Source organism: Pseudoalteromonas sp. SG41-5 (assembly GCF_014164495.1).
In the GTDB taxonomy this organism is placed as follows: Bacteria; Pseudomonadota; Gammaproteobacteria; order Enterobacterales; family Alteromonadaceae; genus Pseudoalteromonas; species Pseudoalteromonas rhizosphaerae.
In genome coordinates this window covers 1-20,275 of sequence record NZ_JACJFH010000095.1, presented here as the reverse complement: position 1 = coordinate 20,275, position 20,275 = coordinate 1, and the positions used below count along the sequence as shown (strand labels likewise).

At 40.9% G+C, this 20,275-nt stretch carries 17 protein-coding genes; 7 read left to right on the top strand and 10 right to left on the bottom strand.

Translation table 11 applies throughout. The annotated features are described in order from the left end of the window. The first annotated feature begins 1,175 nt into the window (after window positions 1-1,175). The 4 genes from H5232_RS19020 to yacG all read left to right on the top strand — a co-directional run bounded on the left by H5232_RS19020 (window position 1,176) and on the right by yacG (window position 4,826). Window positions 1,176-2,075 carry an A24 family peptidase gene (locus H5232_RS19020; protein WP_310736888.1) on the top strand — a complete coding sequence of 300 codons (900 nt, stop codon included), beginning with the start codon at window positions 1,176-1,178 and terminating at the stop codon, window positions 2,073-2,075. Window position 2,076: 1 nt separating this feature from the next. Then, the gene (coaE, locus tag H5232_RS19015) at window positions 2,077-2,709 is read left to right on the top strand and encodes a dephospho-CoA kinase (RefSeq protein ID WP_149981347.1); all 633 of its coding nucleotides are present in this window, start codon (window positions 2,077-2,079) and stop codon (window positions 2,707-2,709) included. Between the two features lie 139 nt (window positions 2,710-2,848). After that, window positions 2,849-4,528 (top strand): type IV-A pilus assembly ATPase PilB, encoded by a 1,680-nt coding sequence (gene pilB / locus H5232_RS19010; RefSeq protein ID WP_182719520.1) that lies wholly within the window; start codon window positions 2,849-2,851, stop codon window positions 4,526-4,528. Window positions 4,529-4,595: 67 nt separating this feature from the next. Next, on the top strand, window positions 4,596-4,826 hold the full coding sequence (gene yacG / locus H5232_RS19005) for a DNA gyrase inhibitor YacG (protein ID WP_149981349.1): 231 nt from the start codon (window positions 4,596-4,598) through the stop codon (window positions 4,824-4,826). 156 nt (window positions 4,827-4,982) lie between these two features. Here the strand turns inward: yacG and H5232_RS19000 are convergent, their stop codons facing one another. From H5232_RS19000 to tkt, 6 genes are all read right to left on the bottom strand, one after another. Then, a complete protein-coding gene (locus H5232_RS19000; protein ID WP_182831334.1) occupies window positions 4,983-6,155 on the bottom strand; it encodes an NRAMP family divalent metal transporter in 1,173 nt (390 codons plus the stop codon). A gap of 205 nt (window positions 6,156-6,360) precedes the next feature. Beyond that, window positions 6,361-6,717, bottom strand: coding sequence for a ribosome hibernation-promoting factor, HPF/YfiA family (gene hpf, locus H5232_RS18995; RefSeq protein ID WP_145235189.1), 357 nt, complete (start codon window positions 6,715-6,717; stop codon window positions 6,361-6,363). Between the two features lie 181 nt (window positions 6,718-6,898). Beyond that, the gene (locus H5232_RS18990) at window positions 6,899-7,210 is read right to left on the bottom strand and encodes a pyrimidine/purine nucleoside phosphorylase (RefSeq protein ID WP_145235187.1); all 312 of its coding nucleotides are present in this window, start codon (window positions 7,208-7,210) and stop codon (window positions 6,899-6,901) included. Between the two features lie 285 nt (window positions 7,211-7,495). Further along, the gene (locus tag H5232_RS18985; protein ID WP_182831333.1) at window positions 7,496-8,656 is read right to left on the bottom strand and encodes a hypothetical protein; all 1,161 of its coding nucleotides are present in this window, start codon (window positions 8,654-8,656) and stop codon (window positions 7,496-7,498) included. After that, window positions 8,653-9,222 (bottom strand): DUF4365 domain-containing protein, encoded by a 570-nt coding sequence (locus H5232_RS18980; RefSeq protein WP_182831332.1) that lies wholly within the window; start codon window positions 9,220-9,222, stop codon window positions 8,653-8,655. Before H5232_RS18980 ends, H5232_RS18985 begins: the two co-directional genes overlap by 4 nt. Window positions 9,223-9,645: 423 nt before the next feature. Beyond that, window positions 9,646-11,637 (bottom strand): transketolase, encoded by a 1,992-nt coding sequence (gene tkt / locus H5232_RS18975; protein WP_182831331.1) that lies wholly within the window; start codon window positions 11,635-11,637, stop codon window positions 9,646-9,648. Window positions 11,638-11,911: 274 nt separating this feature from the next. On the opposite strand from tkt, the gene metK reads away from it, so the two are divergent. Further along, complete coding sequence (metK, locus tag H5232_RS18970) at window positions 11,912-13,063, top strand: methionine adenosyltransferase (RefSeq protein ID WP_149981353.1); 1,152 nt, start codon at window positions 11,912-11,914, stop codon at window positions 13,061-13,063. 564 nt (window positions 13,064-13,627) lie between these two features. On the opposite strand, the gene H5232_RS18965 is transcribed toward metK, so the two are convergent. The 4 genes from H5232_RS18965 to H5232_RS18950 form a co-directional block, all read right to left on the bottom strand. Next, window positions 13,628-14,035 carry a diacylglycerol kinase gene (locus tag H5232_RS18965; protein ID WP_182719523.1) on the bottom strand — a complete coding sequence of 136 codons (408 nt, stop codon included), beginning with the start codon at window positions 14,033-14,035 and terminating at the stop codon, window positions 13,628-13,630. Window positions 14,036-14,091: 56 nt separating this feature from the next. Then, window positions 14,092-16,080, bottom strand: coding sequence for an LTA synthase family protein (locus tag H5232_RS18960; RefSeq protein WP_182831330.1), 1,989 nt, complete (start codon window positions 16,078-16,080; stop codon window positions 14,092-14,094). Between the two features lie 166 nt (window positions 16,081-16,246). Then, a complete protein-coding gene (locus H5232_RS18955; RefSeq protein ID WP_182719525.1) occupies window positions 16,247-16,918 on the bottom strand; it encodes an START domain-containing protein in 672 nt (223 codons plus the stop codon). A 31-nt stretch (window positions 16,919-16,949) separates the two neighbouring features. Next, window positions 16,950-18,470 carry a CYTH and CHAD domain-containing protein gene (locus H5232_RS18950; RefSeq protein ID WP_182719526.1) on the bottom strand — a complete coding sequence of 507 codons (1,521 nt, stop codon included), beginning with the start codon at window positions 18,468-18,470 and terminating at the stop codon, window positions 16,950-16,952. Window positions 18,471-18,684: 214 nt separating this feature from the next. Between H5232_RS18950 and H5232_RS18945 the strand changes: the two genes are divergently transcribed. Next, window positions 18,685-19,284 (top strand): TIGR04211 family SH3 domain-containing protein, encoded by a 600-nt coding sequence (locus tag H5232_RS18945; RefSeq protein WP_149981356.1) that lies wholly within the window; start codon window positions 18,685-18,687, stop codon window positions 19,282-19,284. Window positions 19,285-19,581: 297 nt separating this feature from the next. Further along, entirely contained in the window at window positions 19,582-20,238 is a 657-nt protein-coding gene (locus H5232_RS18940) for a peptidoglycan-binding protein (protein WP_182740849.1), read from the top strand. Window positions 20,239-20,275: the final 37 nt, after the last annotated feature.

The following is a 20,275-nucleotide window of genomic DNA, read 5'->3' as shown; positions in this document are numbered from 1 at the left end:
TAAGCTGTAAGCTGTAAGCTGTAAGCAAGAATGCTCCTAATTTATATTAAGCAATGCAACATCTTTTTTATTTAAGTGATTTATTCACCACAGAGATTAAGAAACGCTGCGCTTTAGAGAAGTAATTGTAAAAATAGTGGCTAGGGTGTATTCGAAACCCGTAACGCTTTTCTCATTTGCTCTCATTCTACTCTTTGTGCAGAAAGGTTTTTGATTGTGGACATTACTTGTAGGCGAGTGGCTTGCCACCGCGAAAATAATCTCATTGTCGCGAGATAAACTCGCTGCTACCAATGCGTAGGCGCGGGTTTACCCCGCGCAATTAGATTAAAGTTCTGTCAGTGATTAATTCACCACCGAGAACACAGAGTTCACAGAGAAGAAATAAGTGATATTTTACTTTGGTTTCTCTGTATAGCGCGCAGCGTCTCCTGCCCTCGGTGGTAAAATAAGTTTGTTTGTGTAAATGTATAAACAGTCGCGAGATAAACTCGCTGCTACCAATGCGTAGGTGCGGGTTTACCCCGCGCAATAGATTCAAGTTCTGTCAGTGATTAATTCACCACCGAGAACACAGAGTTCACAGAGAAGAAATAAGTGATTTTTTACTTTGGTTTCTCTGTGTAGCGCGCAGCACCTTTGTGCCCTCGGTGGTAAAATAAGTTTATCGGTGTAAATGTATAAACAGTCGCGAGGTAAACTCGCTGCTACCAATACGTAGGCGCGGGTTTACCCCGCGCAATTAGATTAAAGTTCTGTCAGTGATTAATTCACCACCGAGAACACAGAGTTCACAGAGAAGAAATAAGTGATATTTTACTTTGGTTTCTCTGTGTAGCGCGCAGCGCCTTTGTGCCCTCGGTGGTAAAATAAGTTTGTTTGTGTAAATGTATAAACAGTCGCGAGGTAAACTCGCTGCTACCAATGCGTAGTCGCGGGTTTACCCCGCGCAATTAGATTCAAGTTCTGTCAGTGATTAATTCACCACCGAGAACACAGAGAAGAAATAAGTGATTTTTTACTTTGGTCTCTCAGTGTAGCGCGCAGCACCTTTCTGCCCTCGGTGGTAAAATAAGTTTATCGGTGTAAATGTATAAACAGTCACGAGATAAACTCGCTGCTACATACACGTAAGTGCGAGCTTTTAGTAGTTTTTAGATTTTAGGTTTTAGCGAATGCAAAATTTCTTTCTCGATATAATCACTGTTATGCAAAACCAATTATGGTTTTACTTACTCACTGTTGGCTTAGTGAGCCTGTGTATTGGCAGTTTTTTGAATGTAGTTATTTACCGGTTGCCGATAATGATGCAGCGTGAATGGCAAACAGAATGCCGTGTTTTACTGGCTGACGATTTAAAACCCACAAAAGCTGATAATACAGAAGCTGAGTTTAATCTGATCAAGCCTAACTCTACTTGCCCAAAATGCAAAACGGCCATTAAGCCTTGGCAAAACATTCCTGTTATTAGCTGGTTATTGTTAAAAGGTCGCTGCGCTAGTTGCAGTAACCCAATTTCAGTACGTTACCCAATTGTTGAAATGCTTACTGCGGTTTTAAGCTTAATAGTGGCCTACACCTTGGGCGCGACTGAGCAGGCACTACTGTATATTTTAATTACTTGGGTGCTCGTCGCCCTTACCTTTATTGACATTGATCATATGCTACTGCCTGACCAACTCACCTTACCTTTAGTCTGGTTAGCATTAATTGCTGCGGTAATGGGCATCACTATCTCCCCAACAGATGCCATTATTGGTACAGCATGTGGTTACTTAAGCCTCTGGAGCGTATTTTGGCTATTTAAACTGCTCACCGGTAAAGAAGGCATGGGCTATGGTGATTTTAAATTACTGGCGGTATTTGGCGCATTGCTTGGCTGGCAATCATTACTCACCATTGTTTTATTATCGAGTGTAGTGGGCGCTATTATTGGTATCGCGTTATTGAGTATTCAAGGCAAAGATAAAGCCACGCCAATTCCATTTGGGCCTTATTTAGCCATTGCAGGTTGGGTTACTTTGTTATGGGGCACACAAATCCAAGTATTTTATTTTAATTTGTTAGGTTATTAATATGAATGCATCCACTCATAAACCGATGAAAAATTGGGTGCTGGGCTTAACCGGCGGTATTGGTTGCGGAAAAAGCGCCGTTAGTGCCATGTTTGAAAAACTCGCTATTACCGTGGTTGATGCTGATATTATTGCACGCCACGTAGTCAAACCGCATAGCCCTGGTTTAGCTGCTATTAGTGAGTATTTTGGTGCCCAAGTGCTAAACCCCGACGGCAGTTTAAACCGGGCGCAATTACGTGAGATTATTTTTGCTGATACAGCGCAAAAAACTTGGCTTAATAATTTACTGCATCCACTGATCCGTGAAAAAACTCTTACTGATTTACACTCTGCAAACAGCGCATATGTGGTACTCGTCGCACCACTGCTATTTGAAAATGGTCTTGAGCAATATTGTGATCGCACTTTAGTGATTGACGTTCCTGTAGAAATACAACTCAAGCGTACTATCGCCCGCGATAACACCTCTGAGCAGCAAGCACGCAGTATTATCGCCGCACAAATGTCACGCGAGGATAAACGCCACCGAGCTGACGATGTGATTGATAACAACCGCCCATTGCATTTAGTTGAGCAGGATATAATGCAACTTCATCAAAACTACTTACAACTAACGGCTAAAGTTAACTAATAAAGATGATAACGGTTGTGATAAACAAAAACTTTTTAGCTTTTTGTTGTCAAATTACCTTAAATCGACAAGACTGATGTTATACCATTCTTTTTTCTGATAAATTGCTGGCTATGAAAGGATCTAACCAAGGTGCGCAATGAATATTAATTCACCATTACTTAGAAAGTTTATTACGCTTGGCCGTATTGACGCAGAAACAGTCAAACTCAAACAACGTGAGTATGGCTCAACTGCAGAGTTGATCGCAAAATGCAGCGGTATTGATGGTCATGAACTTGCCGAGCAATGCATCGACTTATTCCGAGTGCCTTATTTTGATATACGTGAGTTTGACGTCGAGCTGATCCCCAAAGAGCTTGTTAAAGAAAAACTGATCAAAGATCATCATATTCTGCCTTTAATTAAAAAAGGCCGTAAACTCTACATTGCCGCGTCGGATCCGACTGATTATGGTGCTTTTGAAAACTTTGAATTCAGTACAGGGCTTGCCTGTGAGGTGGTCGTTGTTGATTATCGCCAGCTTGAAGCCAAAATAGAGCAATTGCTTGATGCCTCTGGTAGTTTGCATTTAAGCGATGAAGAATTTAAAGAATTTAGTGAGTTAGATACCGAAAGCCCTCGCGAAATACAAAACAACGGCGAAGACGAAAAAGACGATGCCCCAATTATCGTCTACATCAATAAAATTTTGATGGATGCAATTAAAAAAGGCGCCTCGGATTTACACTTTGAACCTTACGAACATAAATACCGCGTGCGTTTTCGTATCGATGGCATTTTACATGAAATGGCCAGCCCGCCGAACAGCTTAGCTACGCGTTTATCAGCGCGGATAAAAGTAATGGCACGCTTAGATATTGCCGAAAAACGTAAACCACAAGATGGCCGTATCAAACTTAAAATCACCGAACGTAAAAGTATCGATTTCCGGGTAAGTACGCTGCCGACTTTGTGGGGCGAAAAAATAGTAATGCGTATCCTTGATTCATCCAGTGCCATGCTTGGCATTGATGTACTGGGTTACGAACCTGAGCAGAAAAAGCTCTATATGGATGCGCTGCAACAACCGCAAGGCATGATTTTAGTTACCGGCCCTACCGGCTCGGGTAAAACAGTATCGCTTTACACTGGTTTGAATATTCTTAACCAACCAGAGCGTAATATTAGCACTGCAGAAGATCCGGTTGAAATTAACCTTGAAGGTATCAACCAAGTACAAATTAACCCGCGCGCAGAGATGACCTTTGCTAATGCGCTAAAAGCGTTTTTACGTCAAGATCCTGATGTGGTGATGGTCGGTGAGATCCGAGATCTTGAAACCGCTGAAATTTCTATTAAAGCGGCGCAAACTGGTCACTTGGTATTATCGACCTTACATACTAACTCTGCACCTGAAACCCTAACCCGTTTACTTAATATGGGTGTACCTGCTTATAACGTTGCCAGCTCGATTAGCTTAATTATCGCACAGCGCTTAGCTCGACGTTTATGCCCTAAATGTAAAGCACCTGAAAGCTTGCCGGACGAAGAGTTACAACGCCAAGGTTTTAGCCCTGAACAAATAACTGAACTCACTTTATTTGCACCCAAAGGCTGCGATAGCTGCACTGATGGCTACAAAGGTCGTGTGGGTATTTATGAAGTAATGCAGATTACTCCAGAAATAGCGCAAATCATTATGCGTGGCGGTAATTCACTAGAAATTGCTGAAGTATCGTTAAAGTCAGGCTTTAATAACTTGCGTTTATCAGGCCTCAGAAAAGCTGCCGCCGGTATGACTTCATTAGCCGAGATAAACCGAGTAACTAGTTTTTAAGATCCTAAAACCTAGCTTTCTAGGTTTTAGAGTTATAAATCGTAAACAATATGTATGAGAAGATGTTATGCCAACAGTTGTAAGCTGCCCAACGTGTAAAACCCAAGTCGAATGGTCAGAAAAAAGTCCGCACCGCCCTTTTTGTTCAAAACGCTGTCAGTTAATTGATTTAGGCGAATGGTCGTTTGAAAACAATAAAATCTCTGCACCAATAACCTCTGCAGATGATTTAAGCCAAGATATGATTGAAGATATTGAAGCTATGCTTGCTAAAAACGACGATGATTTTTTCAAGTAAGCCTGAAGTAATTGAAAAATAGGGGCTAGGTTTTAGGTAGTAGCTAGGTTCTAGTATTCGAAGCTCGCAGCCCGTGGCGAGGTAAACTCGCTGCTACCAATACGTAGGCGCGGGTTTACCCCGCGCACATTGCAGCTAGGCATCTTACCTTTTAAGTTAACCAAGCTGCCAAACCAAAAATACCAACGCAAAGCCAACTAAATAAATCAGTCCTAACCAGCTCAAGCTTTGTATTACTTTGGAATGCTGAATACTTGGCACTGAGCGAACTAAGCTGAAGTTCAGCCATGCAAAAATCGGCGTAGTCAAAAATGCTAGCGTCATGGCAAAAGTAAGCATAGGGCCAAGGGCTGATTTAAAGAATAAGATCACCGCCATCCCCGCCAAAGATTGTACTATCAACCAGATATTTAAGCTGTGCTTACTTTGTTTAAAACCTAATAACTTGTGTGATTCGTTTAATGTGCGGGCGTAGCCATCAAGCACGGTTAAAGTTGTGCCAAACATACACAAAAACGCGATAATTGAAACTAATGGTCGTGCCCATTCACCTATGGTCAGGGCATACATATCAATAAGCTGTTTAGCAAATGCCACGCCGCCGAGCTCTATATTCGCGCTTTGCCCATATTGCACTAGCACACCAAGTGAAAAGAATACTAATGCCAGCCCTGCGGTTAACCAATAACCTAAATTAAAATCAAACAACCCCTGAGCCTTAGTCACGCTTTGCTGACTTTGCTTTTCTTTAAGCCATAATGAGCTTAATGCTGAGATTTCAATCGGTGCAGGCATCCAACCCATCAATGCCACCATAAAACCCAGCATAGCAAGTTCATAGGGAGATGGGCCAACGTAATCAGCAGGTGCCATTGGGCCGTTACTAAATGCAATAGCTAGGGCAATGACTGTTGCTAGTGTAAGTAGCCCCATAATAGCCTTTGCGACGTTATCGAGTGCTTTAAAGTGCCCAAGTAATAAAATGACTAAGCAAACGGCGAGGATCAACCAACACAGTAAAGTCACTGAAATAGCAATCGGTAAAGCGTAGTGTAATAAACTGGCCGTTAATAGCAGCACACCAGCGGTATTGACTACCGCAGCAATAATATTTAACCCAATAAAACTATAAAAAAACCATGGGCCTTTACTTTGATAGCCTTCAACTAAGCTTTTTTTTGTGGCTAGCGTGTACTCGATACCAAAGCGGAAAAACGGATACTTAAGCACGTTAACAACGAGGATTAACCAAAATAGCTGCCAGCCAAAAATAGCCCCTGCTTGCGTTGATGCCACTAAATGTGAGCCACCAATTGCAGCGGTCGCCATTAAAATACCGGGACCTAGTGCGTTTAAACGAGTTTGCCAAATTGATACTGCTGACTGCATCTGTGTACTTATTACTTATGGTTAATAATAAGCAAGTTACAGCGTTTTAATTAAGAAATAAAGAGTAAAGCGGAGGTTTAGAGGACTAGTCCTTTAGATGTAAATCGCTAGATCCTAGTTGCCTAAGATCTAGCGTCTTTATTATTTAACGTAGGTCCATTTCTTGAATAATTTCATGAGCAATTTCAGGTGTAGTGCTCACCGGTTTTTCATGTAAATTGGCTTTAATTTGGCCTTTACGATGCTTTAGTGCTGCATCGAGTTTTTTAGCCGCGTTTGCAATAGCTGGATAAAGAACTTCGTTCTCACCTTTAACGGATAAACGCGCGCCTTCGTATATGGTACTGATTTCTGCTTGGAGCTTATGATGCTCTTTTGAAAGAATGATATCTAGTGCGATCAGAGATGGAAAATGACTCGCAATTTTTGAAAATTTTTCGTTGATGTGCTCTCTAATAGAGTCAGTAACGTCAACATGGTGACCAGAAAGATTAATTTTCATAGGGTATCCTTTTTTATGTTACCTCATAACTAGTATTGGGGGCTATTTAGATTAACACAAGGCAGAAAAGCATAAATATGAAATTTATTTGTTATTACAGCTGATGCAGATCAATTTAGTCACATTAAATATGCAAAAGCCCGCGCATGGCGGGCTTTCAGCGTGACACTTAATTTGTATATTAAGTATACGAACAACAGTAATCAGCAAAGTCAGTCACTTTTACTTGGAAGGTAACGTTAGCATCAACGTTAAAAGACTCCCCTGCTGACATCGTTTGCCATTTCGTCTCACCAGGGAGTAATACATCCCACTGGCCGCCGTTTAATTCCATCAATTCTTTTTTGCTCGTAGCAAATTCAAACTCACCCGGTTGCATAAAACCTAACGTTTTAGTGCTGCCATCAGCAAAAACCACGGTACGACTTGATACTTTACCGTCAAAATATACGTTCGCTGTTTTAACAACACTTACATTATCAAACTGAGACATCCTCACTCCTGTTCTTTGATTTATAATTTAACTGCGACCACATTGCCTTAAGGACGCATAGCATGCAAGTGTAGTGATGTGAGAAATGTTCATGATGCTAGGTGCTGACATTGCAGGTCGTGCTTTAGCGCGTCAAGGGTTTAAGAGCTAAATAAATTATTTAATCACTGTTGGTGTACAAGTGATTCACAGTGGAAACGCCTCGTTAAGATGTAAGTAACGCAATACCGAAACTTCGGTATTGCTTCTTAAACACTAAGATTGACCACAGAAAAATACCGCGCGTTATGAATCGCTTCTAGATGCTTTGTCAGGGGGTTCCTGCATCCTATCAAATTCCTTGAATTCTAGGTTTTCGCACAATTGACAATCAGAAAGCGACTTAAAATTAGCTGATACTCTATTGTCCACTTTGATTACTTCCAACTCGCCAGTAAGTGTCACTATTTTTTTTTCTACATGAGCATGAGCTATTACTGGATAAAGATCTTCGCTAACGGTGAAAGAAACGCTAACCTCCCTATTCTGATATTTAGCCCTAAGTTTAGCTCGCCCTAAATCATCGTCATAACCTCTATGTAAATCAGCAACCTCACCAGAAAGCTGAATGCTTTTTTCGGTCTTCTTTGCTTTCAAAACTTCTCGATATTCAACTATTTTTTGAGCATCTTTAGAGTAAAACGATATTAGACTCTGATATTTCTCTTCAATGGACTCTTTTGAAGACCAATTAACTTTAATTTCAATATCTCTATGGGTTTTTAAACCAAATATATCTAATAGCGCATCACAATCTTTTTTATCTACACCTAGCTCAAGCAGTTTCTGAGTAATCGATTCAATATCTGATTCACGCTCAAAGACAGAAGAAACCTTAGCTAATTTCGAATAAAACAGCTTATTAATCATCCTACCAAGGGATGAATTGCTACAAAACAAGGTAGGCTCTTCCTCACTATTTACACGGTATAGAGGAGAATGGATAGCTACAACATAACTACCTATCTGAGTTTGTCCCATTCCAATATTGTTGTAATAACTACCCAAATGCTTGTTCTTGTTCTTAAATTTTTGTATCTTTCTCGAACAATGTTTAAGTAATTGATAAGAGGAAGATAGAAGTTTTATACCATCATCAAATGGAATTGATCCATTTTGAACATCATAAGCAATCGCTCTAACCATTATGGCGTCAAAGTCCTGTGGTGATATTTGTTTGATCAAAGCTTCATGGGATACTTTCAGGTATGCAGATAGCTCTTCTATTGTATCCAATAGGAGTGCATCATAACGCTTGTGATCTTCACTCAATGGTAGCGTTACTTCTGACTCAGGAAACTCTCGACTATGCCAAATCTGAAAGGTGTCTCTAATTTCAGATGATTTGTGCCAGCCATTTCCAGCTAGGTACTTGGTTACGTCATTTAAGGGTAATTTTGGACTCATATTATTAACCCTCTAGCACTATATTGTTCCATCAATTCTATGAGTGTGAGATTGTTAAAAGCCTGAGTGAAAGGAACTTTCACTATCACACTAGTTTTATTGTTGACTGCTGGCTCACCTTCAAGGCTAACCCAATAACCTGAAAACCTAACTTTCGACTGAAGTGATGAATACTGAACCCAATCATGATTGTCCTTAGGGCAAAAAACTACGATCAAAATCTTTGGTAGGTCGTCAACTTCTCTTAGGTCATTATAATTCTTTACAGGTAGAGGAAAACTCAGTTCTTGTTTTTCCATGTCTATATATTTGTAGTTAGACGTACACTTAAGCTGTGCCAAAATCCGCGGTCTTTTCCAACGACCTTGAAATCCTTTACCAATGAGTTCAATATCGACACTCTCATTATCAGACGTGGGCTCACTATAGTTAATCTTCGCAGCTGCGCACATCAACTTCACATAGGCAGAGCTAAATCGCTCCTGAGCATCCGTAATATGTAAGCCATAGGAACCGGGAAGCCTAGCCAAATTTTGTCTAGTTTCTACCAATGATTCATTTTCCATTATTATTCTCAAATCAAATCTAGAGATTCCATATAACATTCTAAATAAAAGTAAAATATTTTATGACAGCCCTAAAAATTTTATAGTGCGCTGTTCGCAAATATTTCTGCTGAATTAACGCTCACTTTCTACTTTATATAGTTTTAACAAATTAGCTAAGATATTACTATCACTAAGTTTTTTTTCAGCTTAAGAGAAATCAAATAGAACGACTTAAACAACATAACATCGGGACTGAAGCGCCTATAAAATCGGGGCTAAAGCACCCTCCTACGGCTTTTCCCTAGCACTGCGCCTCAGACTTAAAACTGATAGCTGATAGCTGATAGCTGATAGCTGACGGCTTAAAGCTTACAGCTCTGTATAAAAAAGCCCGCACTGCGTTTAACACAGTGCGGGCTTTTTACATTTTAACCTTTAAGGTTAAAACAATTCGTTTGCTTTGTTTACGATGTTTTCTACCGTGAAGCCAAAGTGCTCAAACAGCGCATTAGCTGGTGCTGACTCACCAAAGGTGGTCATACCTACTACAGCGCCGTTTAAACCTACATATTTATACCAGTAGTCAGCAATACCTGCTTCTACGGCTACGCGGCGTGAAACTGCAGCTGGTAGTACACTTTCTTTATAAGCAGCGTCTTGTGCATCAAATACATCGGTCGATGGCATAGAGACAACACGTACTTTTTTACCTTGCTTACGCAGTTGCGCGGCTGAATCTTGTGCTAATTGCACCTCAGAACCAGTTGCGATTAAGATAAGCTCAGGCTCGCCATCACAGCTCAGCACATAACCACCTTTTTTCACGTCGCTTAATTGCTGCGCAGAGCGAGTTTGTTGCTCAAGGCCTTGGCGAGTAAAGATAAGTGATGTTGGACCATCTTGGCGTTCAATCGCTTGTTGCCATGCAATCGCAGACTCAACTTGGTCACACGGGCGCCAGTTAACTAAGTTTGGCGTTAAACGCATGCTAGCAATTTGCTCTACTGGTTGGTGAGTTGGACCATCTTCACCTAAACCGATTGAATCGTGTGTGTATACAAAAATGCTTGGCACTTTCATAAGTGCAGCCATACGAACAGCATTACGTGCATATTCCATAAACATTAGGAAAGTTGCGCCGTAAGGAATAAAGCCTTTATGCAATGCAATACCATTCATAATCGCCGACATACCAAACTCACGTACACCGTAATAGATGTAGTTACCGCTGGCATCATCGCGTGTTAAGCCTTTAGAGCCTTTCCAAATAGTCAGGTTAGAACCGGCTAAATCAGCTGATCCGCCCATAAATTCAGGCAGTAATGGACCAAATGCATTCAGTGCGTCTTGCGATGCCTTACGTGATGCTGGGTTTGCTGGATTTGCGTCTAGTTGCTCAATATATGCTTGTGATTTTTCAGCCCAATCTGCTGGCAACTCACTACTAGTACGGCGTTTAAATTCAGCGGCTAGTTCTGGGTGTGCAGCGGCGTACGCGGCAAATTTTTCATCCCAGTTAGCTTCAAGTTGTTTACCCTTTTCTTTGCCATCCCATTGTGCATAAATATCAGCTGGGATTTCAAATGCTTCACCAGTCCAACCAAGGAACTCGCGTGCTGCTTTGATTTCGTCTTCACCTAGTGGTGCGCCGTGACAATCATGGCTACCTGATTTATTTGGTGAACCATAACCGATAACTGTTTTACAACAAATTAGTGTTGGCTTGTCGGTGATGCTGCGTGCTTCTTCGATGGCTGCGCGGATAGCGTCAGAGTCATGGCCATCAACGTCACTTACTACATGCCAACCGTAGGCTTTAAAGCGTGCAGGTGTATCATCGCTAAACCAACCTTCAACTTCACCATCAATTGAAATACCGTTGTCATCCCAAAACGCAACAAGCTTACCTAGGCCTAATGTGCCGGCAAGTGAACATGCTTCATGAGAAATACCTTCCATTAAGCAACCATCGCCTAAGAAAGTATATGTGTGGTGATCAACAATATCGTGACCTTCGCGGTTAAATTGCGCGGCTAATGCTTTTTCAGCAATCGCCATACCTACCGCGTTAGTGATCCCTTGACCAAGTGGGCCCGTAGTAGTCTCAATACCTGGCGCATACCCATATTCTGGGTGTCCTGGTGTTTTTGAATGCATTTGACGGAAGTTTTTAATTTCCTCAATTGGTAAATCATAACCACTTAAATGCAATAGAGAATAAATAAGCATTGAACCGTGGCCATTGGAAAGTATAAATCGATCTCTATCTACCCACTCTGGATTTGTTGGGTTGTGGTTTAGATAATCGCGCCATAGTACTTCTGCGATATCAGCCATGCCCATAGGGGCTCCAGGGTGGCCAGATTTGGCCTTTTGTACTGCGTCCATTGATAAGACGCGAATAGCATTTGCAAGTTCTTTGCGAGACGGCATGGATTCTCCTACCTTTACTGTATTTGCGCTGGTTATTGTGTGTATTCATTTGAAGATCCATTCTTACTTATTGTAGGGGCTGTATGCAATTAAAAACCTGATTAAATTGGGCATTATGAATTTTTTTTAAGAACAAAAAGTTATTAGTAATTTTATTTAGACGTCTAGGCGTAAAAACACTATGCAACTATCGTTGTTTTAGATAAAATACGCCCCTAAATTTTTTAGCGCTCTTACCGACGTTTGTGAAGCGCAATATTTGTGAGCAAAGACAATGGCAAAACATTTATTTACTTCTGAATCTGTTTCTGAAGGTCATCCGGATAAAATCGCGGACCAAATCTCTGACGCGGTACTAGATGCCATCTTAGAACAAGATTCTCATGCCCGTGTTGCGTGTGAAACTTACGTAAAGACTGGTATGGTTATGGTTGGTGGTGAAATCACTACTAGCGCATGGGTTGATATCGAAGAAATCACACGTAAAACTGTACGTGAAATTGGCTACACTCATTCTGATATGGGTTTTGATGCCGACTCGTGTGCAATTTTAAACACGATTGGTAAGCAGTCTCCTGACATCAACCAAGGTGTTGACCGTACTAGCCCAGAAGAACAAGGCGCTGGCGACCAAGGCCTAATGTTTGGTTACGCATGTAATGAAACTGAAGTATTAATGCCTGCACCAATCACTTACTCACACCGTTTAGTACAGCGTCAAGCGCAAGTACGTAAAAGCGGCGAGCTAAACTGGTTACGTCCTGATGCAAAATCACAAGTTACTTTTGCATATGAAAACGGCAAGCCAGTAGGTATTGACGCTGTGGTACTTTCTACTCAACACAGTGAAGACATTTCACAAAAAGATTTAGTAGAAGCTGTGATGGAAACAATTATCAAGCCGGTACTGCCTGCTGAGCTTATCACTAGTGCAACTAAGTTTTTCATTAACCCGACTGGCCGTTTTGTAATCGGTGGCCCAATGGGTGACTGTGGTCTTACTGGTCGTAAAATTATCGTTGATACCTATGGCGGCATGGCTCGTCACGGTGGCGGTGCATTCTCAGGTAAAGATCCATCAAAAGTTGACCGTTCAGCTGCGTACGCTGCACGTTACGTTGCTAAAAACATCGTTGCTGCGGGCCTTGCTGACAAATGTGAGCTACAAGTTTCTTACGCAATCGGTGTTGCAGAGCCAACGTCAATCAGTGTTGAAACATTTGGTACCAGCAAGCTTGAAGAATCACGTTTAATTGAATTGATTCGTGAACACTTTGACTTACGTCCATATGGCTTAATTAAAATGCTTGATCTTGAGCGCCCTATTTATCTACCAACTGCAGCTTACGGGCATTTTGGTCGTGATGAATTCCCTTGGGAACGCACAGATAAAGCAGACGCACTTCGCGCAGCAGCTGGTCTTTAATATTAGCCATTGTGTGAATACAAAAAAGCGCCAATTGGCGCTTTTTTTATGCCTGCTGATTATGTTGTTGTAAATGCGTAGGTTATTGTCGCGAGGTAAACTCGCTGCTGCCAGACGTAGGCGCGAGTTTACCCCGCAAAATTAAAACTAGGTTCTAGGAAGTGGCTAGGAGTTAGGGCGTGTTCGAAGCCAGTGGTATTTCCCCCCTTATTCACTACTCTTGGTGCAAACCTATTCTTTAATAATTTCACCACAGAGTTCATAGAGGAAAACCTGTAAGTAATTAACTTTACTTTTGTCTTCTCGGTGTAGCGCACAGCGCCTCCTACCCTCGGAGGTAAATAGGCTTGTCGCCATAAATGGCGACCTACAGGAGCGCGGTGGATATTACTTGTAGGCGAGTGGCTTGCCACCGCGAAGGATAAAGTGTTTATCGCGAGATAAACTCGCTGCTACCAGACGTAGGCGCGGGTTTACCCCGCGCAATTAAAGCTCGGTTCTAGAAAGTGACTTGGGTGTATTCGAAGCTTGTCGCTCAAAGCCTGTAACGTTTTGCCTAACTTCCTAACCTATCAATGTAATTATCTTTTCATACCCAGCCACAGCCCATACAATAAATAACACTATCAGTGCTAATGTCACAGCCGCTGAAGCAATATCTTTCGCTCGCCCTGATAACACATGATATTCAACACCGACTCGATCTGTTAATGCTTCAATTGCTGAATTTAGCAACTCAACAATCAACAATAACAAAAAGCTGATTATAAGTATCACCCAGTGCTGTAATGATTGCGCTAGCCAAAATGATAATGGCAATAATACAAGCCCTAGCGCAAGCTCATTACGAAAGGCCGACTCTTCCTTAAATGCGGCTTTAAAACCTTTAATTGAGCATTTAGTTGCTTTTAAAATACGCCCAATTCCTATGCCGTTGGGTTTGTTTACTAAGTTAATTTCTGGTTTAGTCATTTTATGATCTTTAGCGTGTAAGTGTTGCTTATCGGGTGATGGGTAAAACCATTACCTTAATCCATGCCTTGAGTTAATAACTGCCAAGCTGTCGCCATATACTGGGTATATGCTTGCTCTGTCTGTGCATCAATTTCAACAAATTGCGATGGTGTTGTCGGTAAAAGCTGAGTTTTATCCCGCTCATTAACCCTATAATACTCATAAAGCGCCGATAAATCACCACGCCAGAGCTGTTCATTGTGACGTATTGTTTGAAAACCAAATACCCTCCTATCTGGCGCTGCATTAAATAATGATTGTCCCATGCTATAAAACTGAGTATTTGCTGGCGCAATTAAATCTAATAATGTTGGAGCGATATCCATATGGCTTGCCACTTGTTGGGCAGGCACTAAATCTGCACTAACACCTTTGCCATAAATCACTATCGGCACATGAGTTAACTCATATAAATTTGGGCGCTGATGAAAGTTACGGCGACTATAATGATCCCCGGTAATGACAAATAATGCATCTGGATAACGTTGCTCCATCTTAGCCACAAACCCACCCAGCATTTTATCTGCATACCATAAGTGCCCTAATACATAAGGATCTAATAACTCCCCAGCTAATTTATTTATCTCAGCTGGATAATCTGCAACCGACTTATAAGGGTAGTTATATTTATCTAAATCGAGATTAAACGGGCCATGATAACTACCTGAGAGGATCACATTAAAACTTTTTTTCGTTGTTTTTTCTGCTACCAAATCAAATAGCTGACCATCATCAATGCCCCAGACACCGGCGCTACCTTTGCCACCAGCATCGATAGCTGAATAGACCTTATCAACACCTTGGGATAGAACGTACTCACCGACATTTTGCCACGATAATAAACCACCATAAAAAAACTGGCTGGTGTACCCTAACTGCTCGAATTGATTAAATAACGATAGCTTGCTACTTGGGTTTTGTGGCCCAATCAAACTCATATTAACCCCTGCATAAGGGATCCCAGATACAATACTGGATAGCGAATTCATGGTACTGCTAGCTGCAGGTAAAACGTTATCTAGGTAAATACCTTTACTAGCTAGGTTTTTTAACTGATTAGTTAAATTAAGTGCAGCATACTTTTGTTGTAACGGCCAAGAATCATAACTTTCCATAACAATTACAAATACCTGTGACGGTGCAGCTAACAAAGGCGCTGTCGTATGTTTACTCAGCGCATTTAAAGGTAAGGCATCAAGCCCTGAGTTATGGCTTAAATATGGATTTTCACCGTTTACGCCATGGCTTTGTAGATCGTTGTAATCTTTAATGGCATAAAAAAAGCTGCGAAATGGATTGATCACCAAATTATTAATAAATGGGTCCGGCGTTACCGCAGACCACTTTCGTGATGCCGGACGAGACTCAAAAGAACCACGAATAGCACAGATAAATAACACCACAATGATGCTAATTAACAACGTACGCTTCCATTTACAGTCAGTAAAAATGCGCTGTAAAAAGCTATTCGACTGCTTATCAACGCGCTCGCATAACTTAAATGCAACCACCAACAGTGCTAATAACCCCAGAAAACTACCCCATGGCCGATATTGTTCAATCACGGTTAAAGCAATTGCTTGCTGATCATCGTGCAACCCTTCAAACATAAAGTAATTGAATTGGCTACCGTACTCTGCAATATACGTAATACTGGTTATACAGAGTAAAATAGCGACTACAAAAAAAAGCTTACCCGTAAAGTTACGCACCATTCTTACCCAATGACCTAAGCGCATCGGCTGTAAAATACAATTTAATAAAAAAGGAATGCTAAAACACACACCACTGGCAGCTGAGTCAAAAGCAAACCCTGTTTCTAAGGTGTTTAAAATAACGTTAAGATCAATTGGTGTGGTGATCCGGTCATGAAAGTAGACTAAAAAGAAAACCCGAAAGCTCATAAACAATAGAACACCCGCTAGCCATAATGTAGCGATGCGCCAACTTTCGTTAACAAATGAAAACCAACGGCTTGATCCTGCAACTGATGATGCAAACACTTTACGGTCCTTAAAGTAGTATGTTCCCAGCGCGGGAATATTACCGATTTAAGTTACAGCAACAATATTTTTTTTGTAATTATTTGTAATAAAAGTTCAATTAAACAAAGTAGTAACAAGGAGTTAACTAGCTATCCAGATTATACCAATTGTTAGAATTAACACGCTATTGTTTATTGATGTGACTACAATTACCAACTTGGCTTACTTGCTGATTGGTTTGATAGGTTTTATTGATTAGGCGTAATTTAAGAGCAAGCAAGGTATGCATTGCACTTTCTAATCCCACTTTATTGCTTAGCCAATGCGGAATTGCACCACCAGGATTAGCGTATATTTCATATGTTATAGTTAACAATGATTGCCCTTCACTGCTATGTTGAGTTAATAACCAATGTGCTTTTAGATCAGTGATACGGATCACAGCTTGGCGCTTTGCAAGCTCCCCTGTTTTTGCTGTAATCGTTAACTTAGTCTGGGTGCCGTTCAGTTGTTGGTAGCATGAGTAACTAACCATATCGCGATCAGTGAGTGGCCACGGCGACTCAAACTCGGTATGTACAATAGTTTCTGAGGGACTTAATCGCTCCAACACTTTCACATGGGTAACATTATCAATCCATAACGGCGCGCTGTTAGTATCACTTAGCAATGTCATAAAGTCATTGGCCGTGACACCTTCAATAGTGATCTCAGCCTGCACTTCAAAAATACCATTGTCATGTTTTTTGTAGTACACACTTGCACCATCATGCTGTTTCCAGAGTTGCCAATGCTGAACATCACTGAGCGCATCGGCACTAAAGAGCAGCATTAGTAATAATACCCGCCGTACCATGTGTATTCCCTATGTACTGGCTTAAACGCGATTACTGCCAGTAAGGTGATATTTTATATGAAGCTAAACGGCTTTGTTCCATTGCGTCGACCAAGAATTCAGACTTTCTTTCAAGCCAGCTTTGAATTTTTGCCAGCTCTTCATCATCTTGTCCTGCACATAACTGCTTTAGATACTCAAGCGTGCTGAGCTCGTACATGCCGTGTGAAATATCTAACCATGGAATACGAAACTCACTGCGTTCATCTTTTTCAAATAACGAACCTAAACAGTTACCACTGAGTAAGCTGTTTTCTAAACGCATACGTAAATCCAAGTAATCCTTAACAGTCAGTGTTTTTTGTTCTGGCAGTAACTGATGAAGGTCTTGCCAATCTTTTTCAAATAATCGATTAGCAATCTCAGCGACTGGTTTTTCAGCTGCTTGAAACTGTACTTGCCCCCAACTTTTACGCCATTGCTTATCCACCAGCCAGGTGGTTAAAGACAATAATAAGCGGTTATAGCGAGCGCTATGAAACAACCGATTAATATCATCAATACTTGGCTGTAGCTCTTTTAAGTCATTAATAACTTGCGTTAACTCAGGTGCACTGTTGATTTTTTTATAGTATGCGTGGCGCTTAGATGTGTAGGTTTTTAGTTGAATCGCGTTTTCAACCCATGCTAATTCACTTAATAGCCATTTTAGCTCGGTGCGTAATAGCTCGGTGGTGTTTTTATCAACAATATCGTCAAATAACCAAAACGTATGACGGATTAAACTAATACCATCGGTCACTCGTTTCAGAGTCTTTAAACTCGGTTTATCGAAATAACACTGTTCATGTTTTTGTACAAAACGAATACCAAAGCCAATTGCGGCTATAAGTGCTTGCTCTTGTGTTGCATATTTAGGTAACGATACAAAGCCAATTGATTTACTTGGCTTAAGTGGTTTTTCATCCGCAAGGCGATAACCACGAGCTGCTTTAGAATATAGCCCTAATCGAATATTACTTTGACTCACTAACTTATCTGCTAAAGCAAATAATTCATCGCGGCTGCCTTCAACCAGTTCAATTTCAAGCTCACAAATTGGCTCCATCAAACCCGATGCAGATACTTCACCTTTATCTAACACTACTTCAATTTTAGCGCCACTGTCGGTTTCAATAAGCCAAGTACGACGAATGAAGTTAGTACTAAAAATAGGATAAAGATTAGCGGCAATTGCACTTATTTGCATACCATGCGGCCAAATACTGGCATCAAATGCAGTTATATTTGGTCGGCTACTTTCCAGCGGTAAATTATATTCAGGTCGTTGATGCAACCCGCCCATAACTTCTCCAGCAAGCTTGATAGTTTGCTCACATTGATTATCAGCACAGCGGGTACGAAAACCGATATCGAGCGCTCTTAATTCACGGCTTGGCGTGTCAAAATAAGCATTTTGTAAACTACGCGAAGGTTTATTAGTAACCGTTTTTGCAAATTGAGTAATTAACGCGGGGATCAGTGGGATTACGGCGTCTGACACCAAAAACTTCAGTTCTATCTCAGTATCCATTAGGCTTGAGGATTACCTTTAAAATAAATAAGAGCTCAAAATAAACAAAGCTGCCCAACATTGCAAATTTTTTAGCTTATTTGAATCAGCAAACAGCAGCCATGATTACAATATCAGTCTTGCTATTAGCGCGCTAAATCCATACTATCTCAATACTTAACTATGAATAATACGATTGCTGTCCCACAGACGGTTACATTAACAGGGTAGATTGATGTTTAAACATTCTTTATTAGCTTTGCTATTCGCAGCGGCCGCATTTATGAGTCACGCAGAAGAAAGCAATTCAGCTAGCGATGCAAACACCGCTTATATAGTCGATAATCTTTATACATTTATGCACTCTGGCGCGAGTAAAAATTATCGCATTATTGGCTCTGTTGATGCTGGTACAAAGCTAACCCAGCTATCTGCTGAAGAAAATGGCTTTGTTAAAGTTATTGATGATAAAGAACGAGAAGGCTGGGTAGAAGCTAAATTTGTTTCTAAAACTCCAGGTATTCACCAACAATACCGCACACTCAGTGCTGAAATGGCATCAATGCAAGAGCAACTTCGTCAAGCACAGATTGAATTACCGCAGCTACAAGAGCAAAGCCAAACTTTAACTGACCAAAATAGTGCTCTATCAGAGCAGATTGCTAAATTAAAAAGTACCTTAGAAGCTGAACGCACTGAAAAACAACAAGCCGGTGCAAAAGAAAAACGTCAGCTACTAACTTATGGCGGAGCAATTGCCTTCATAGGTTTATTTTTAGGTATTATTTTGACTATCGTATTATCGCGCCGCAAACGTTACGACGGCTGGGCGTAAAACCTTATACCCCGTATAACAGTAATAACTTAGGTTTATCTAAATAAAAGCCGATGCATAATCGGCTTTTCATACTCAAAGAAACTCCCCCTATAATAATGTATATTTTTCAAACAACATAAAACTATGTTTTGTTCAATGTTTTCAGCATTATTCCCCATCTATATTAACCTATTTCATTTTTACCCGTTAAATATTTACTAGAATATTATTTCAGCTTTGTATAATGTAACAAAATACTTGTCCCTAAATGGTGCAGTGAGGGAACCTAATTTAGACGTATAAAAGGATTTAACGATGGCGCAACAACACACCGTCGCACAAGGCGAAACACTGCTACGCATAGCACGCCAATATGGTTATAAAACCTCAACAGCATTATATAACCATCCCAGTAATGTGGAGTTTAAAGCACTACGGCCCGATCCTAATTTAATTTTTCCGGGTGATATCATCAATATTCCACCTAAAAAAGAAAAGTTTATGCCGCTGCGCGCTAACAGTCTAAATACGTTTGTTGTACAAAACGAAAAAGAATATTTTCGCCTGCAAATAATTCATGAAGATGGTGATGACATTACCGGCAAACGTATTGTACTCAACATAGGTAGCCAAGCAATCGATACCGTTCTGCAAAGTGATGGGCTTATCGAAGTAGAGCTTAATAATAACGACGCACTTACTGGCACGGTCGATTTATATTTAAAAGCAGGCGAAACTACACCCACTAAAAGCTTTGCGGTACAAATAGGCAATCTAGATCCAATCGACACGCTTTCTGGCGTGCAGGGACGTTGTAATATGTTGGGGTTTAATTGCGGCAAGGTTGATGGCATTAATGGTGCAAAAACCAAAGCGGGTGTGAGGGAATTTCAACAAGCGCAACAACTACAGGTAGACGGCATTGCAGGGCCGGTTACTAAAAGCCGTCTTGTTTATGTTTATGGAGCCTAAGTTATGAGCCAAGCAATGCCCATGGCAGTCAATAAAG

Bases quoted from the DNA above. Each gene is read 5' to 3' on its own strand.
- H5232_RS18965 (WP_182719523.1), bottom strand. From the start codon at position 14,035: ATGACTAAACCAGAAATTAACTTAGTAAACAAACCCAACGGCATAGGA.
- coaE (WP_149981347.1), top strand. From the start codon at position 2,077: ATGAATGCATCCACTCATAAACCGATGAAAAATTGGGTGCTGGGCTTA.
- metK (WP_149981353.1), top strand. From the start codon at position 11,912: ATGGCAAAACATTTATTTACTTCTGAATCTGTTTCTGAAGGTCATCCG.
- H5232_RS18990 (WP_145235187.1), bottom strand. From the start codon at position 7,210: ATGTCTCAGTTTGATAATGTAAGTGTTGTTAAAACAGCGAACGTATAT.
- H5232_RS18940 (WP_182740849.1), top strand. From the start codon at position 19,582: ATGGCGCAACAACACACCGTCGCACAAGGCGAAACACTGCTACGCATA.
- H5232_RS18945 (WP_149981356.1), top strand. From the start codon at position 18,685: ATGTTTAAACATTCTTTATTAGCTTTGCTATTCGCAGCGGCCGCATTT.
- H5232_RS18955 (WP_182719525.1), bottom strand. From the start codon at position 16,918: ATGGTACGGCGGGTATTATTACTAATGCTGCTCTTTAGTGCCGATGCG.
- pilB (WP_182719520.1), top strand. From the start codon at position 2,849: ATGAATATTAATTCACCATTACTTAGAAAGTTTATTACGCTTGGCCGT.
- H5232_RS18950 (WP_182719526.1), bottom strand. From the start codon at position 18,470: ATGGATACTGAGATAGAACTGAAGTTTTTGGTGTCAGACGCCGTAATC.
- H5232_RS19020 (WP_310736888.1), top strand. From the start codon at position 1,176: ATGCAAAATTTCTTTCTCGATATAATCACTGTTATGCAAAACCAATTA.
- yacG (WP_149981349.1), top strand. From the start codon at position 4,596: ATGCCAACAGTTGTAAGCTGCCCAACGTGTAAAACCCAAGTCGAATGG.
- tkt (WP_182831331.1), bottom strand. From the start codon at position 11,637: ATGCCGTCTCGCAAAGAACTTGCAAATGCTATTCGCGTCTTATCAATG.
- H5232_RS18985 (WP_182831333.1), bottom strand. From the start codon at position 8,656: ATGAGTCCAAAATTACCCTTAAATGACGTAACCAAGTACCTAGCTGGA.
- hpf (WP_145235189.1), bottom strand. From the start codon at position 6,717: ATGAAAATTAATCTTTCTGGTCACCATGTTGACGTTACTGACTCTATT.
- H5232_RS19000 (WP_182831334.1), bottom strand. From the start codon at position 6,155: ATGGCGACCGCTGCAATTGGTGGCTCACATTTAGTGGCATCAACGCAA.
- H5232_RS18980 (WP_182831332.1), bottom strand. From the start codon at position 9,222: ATGGAAAATGAATCATTGGTAGAAACTAGACAAAATTTGGCTAGGCTT.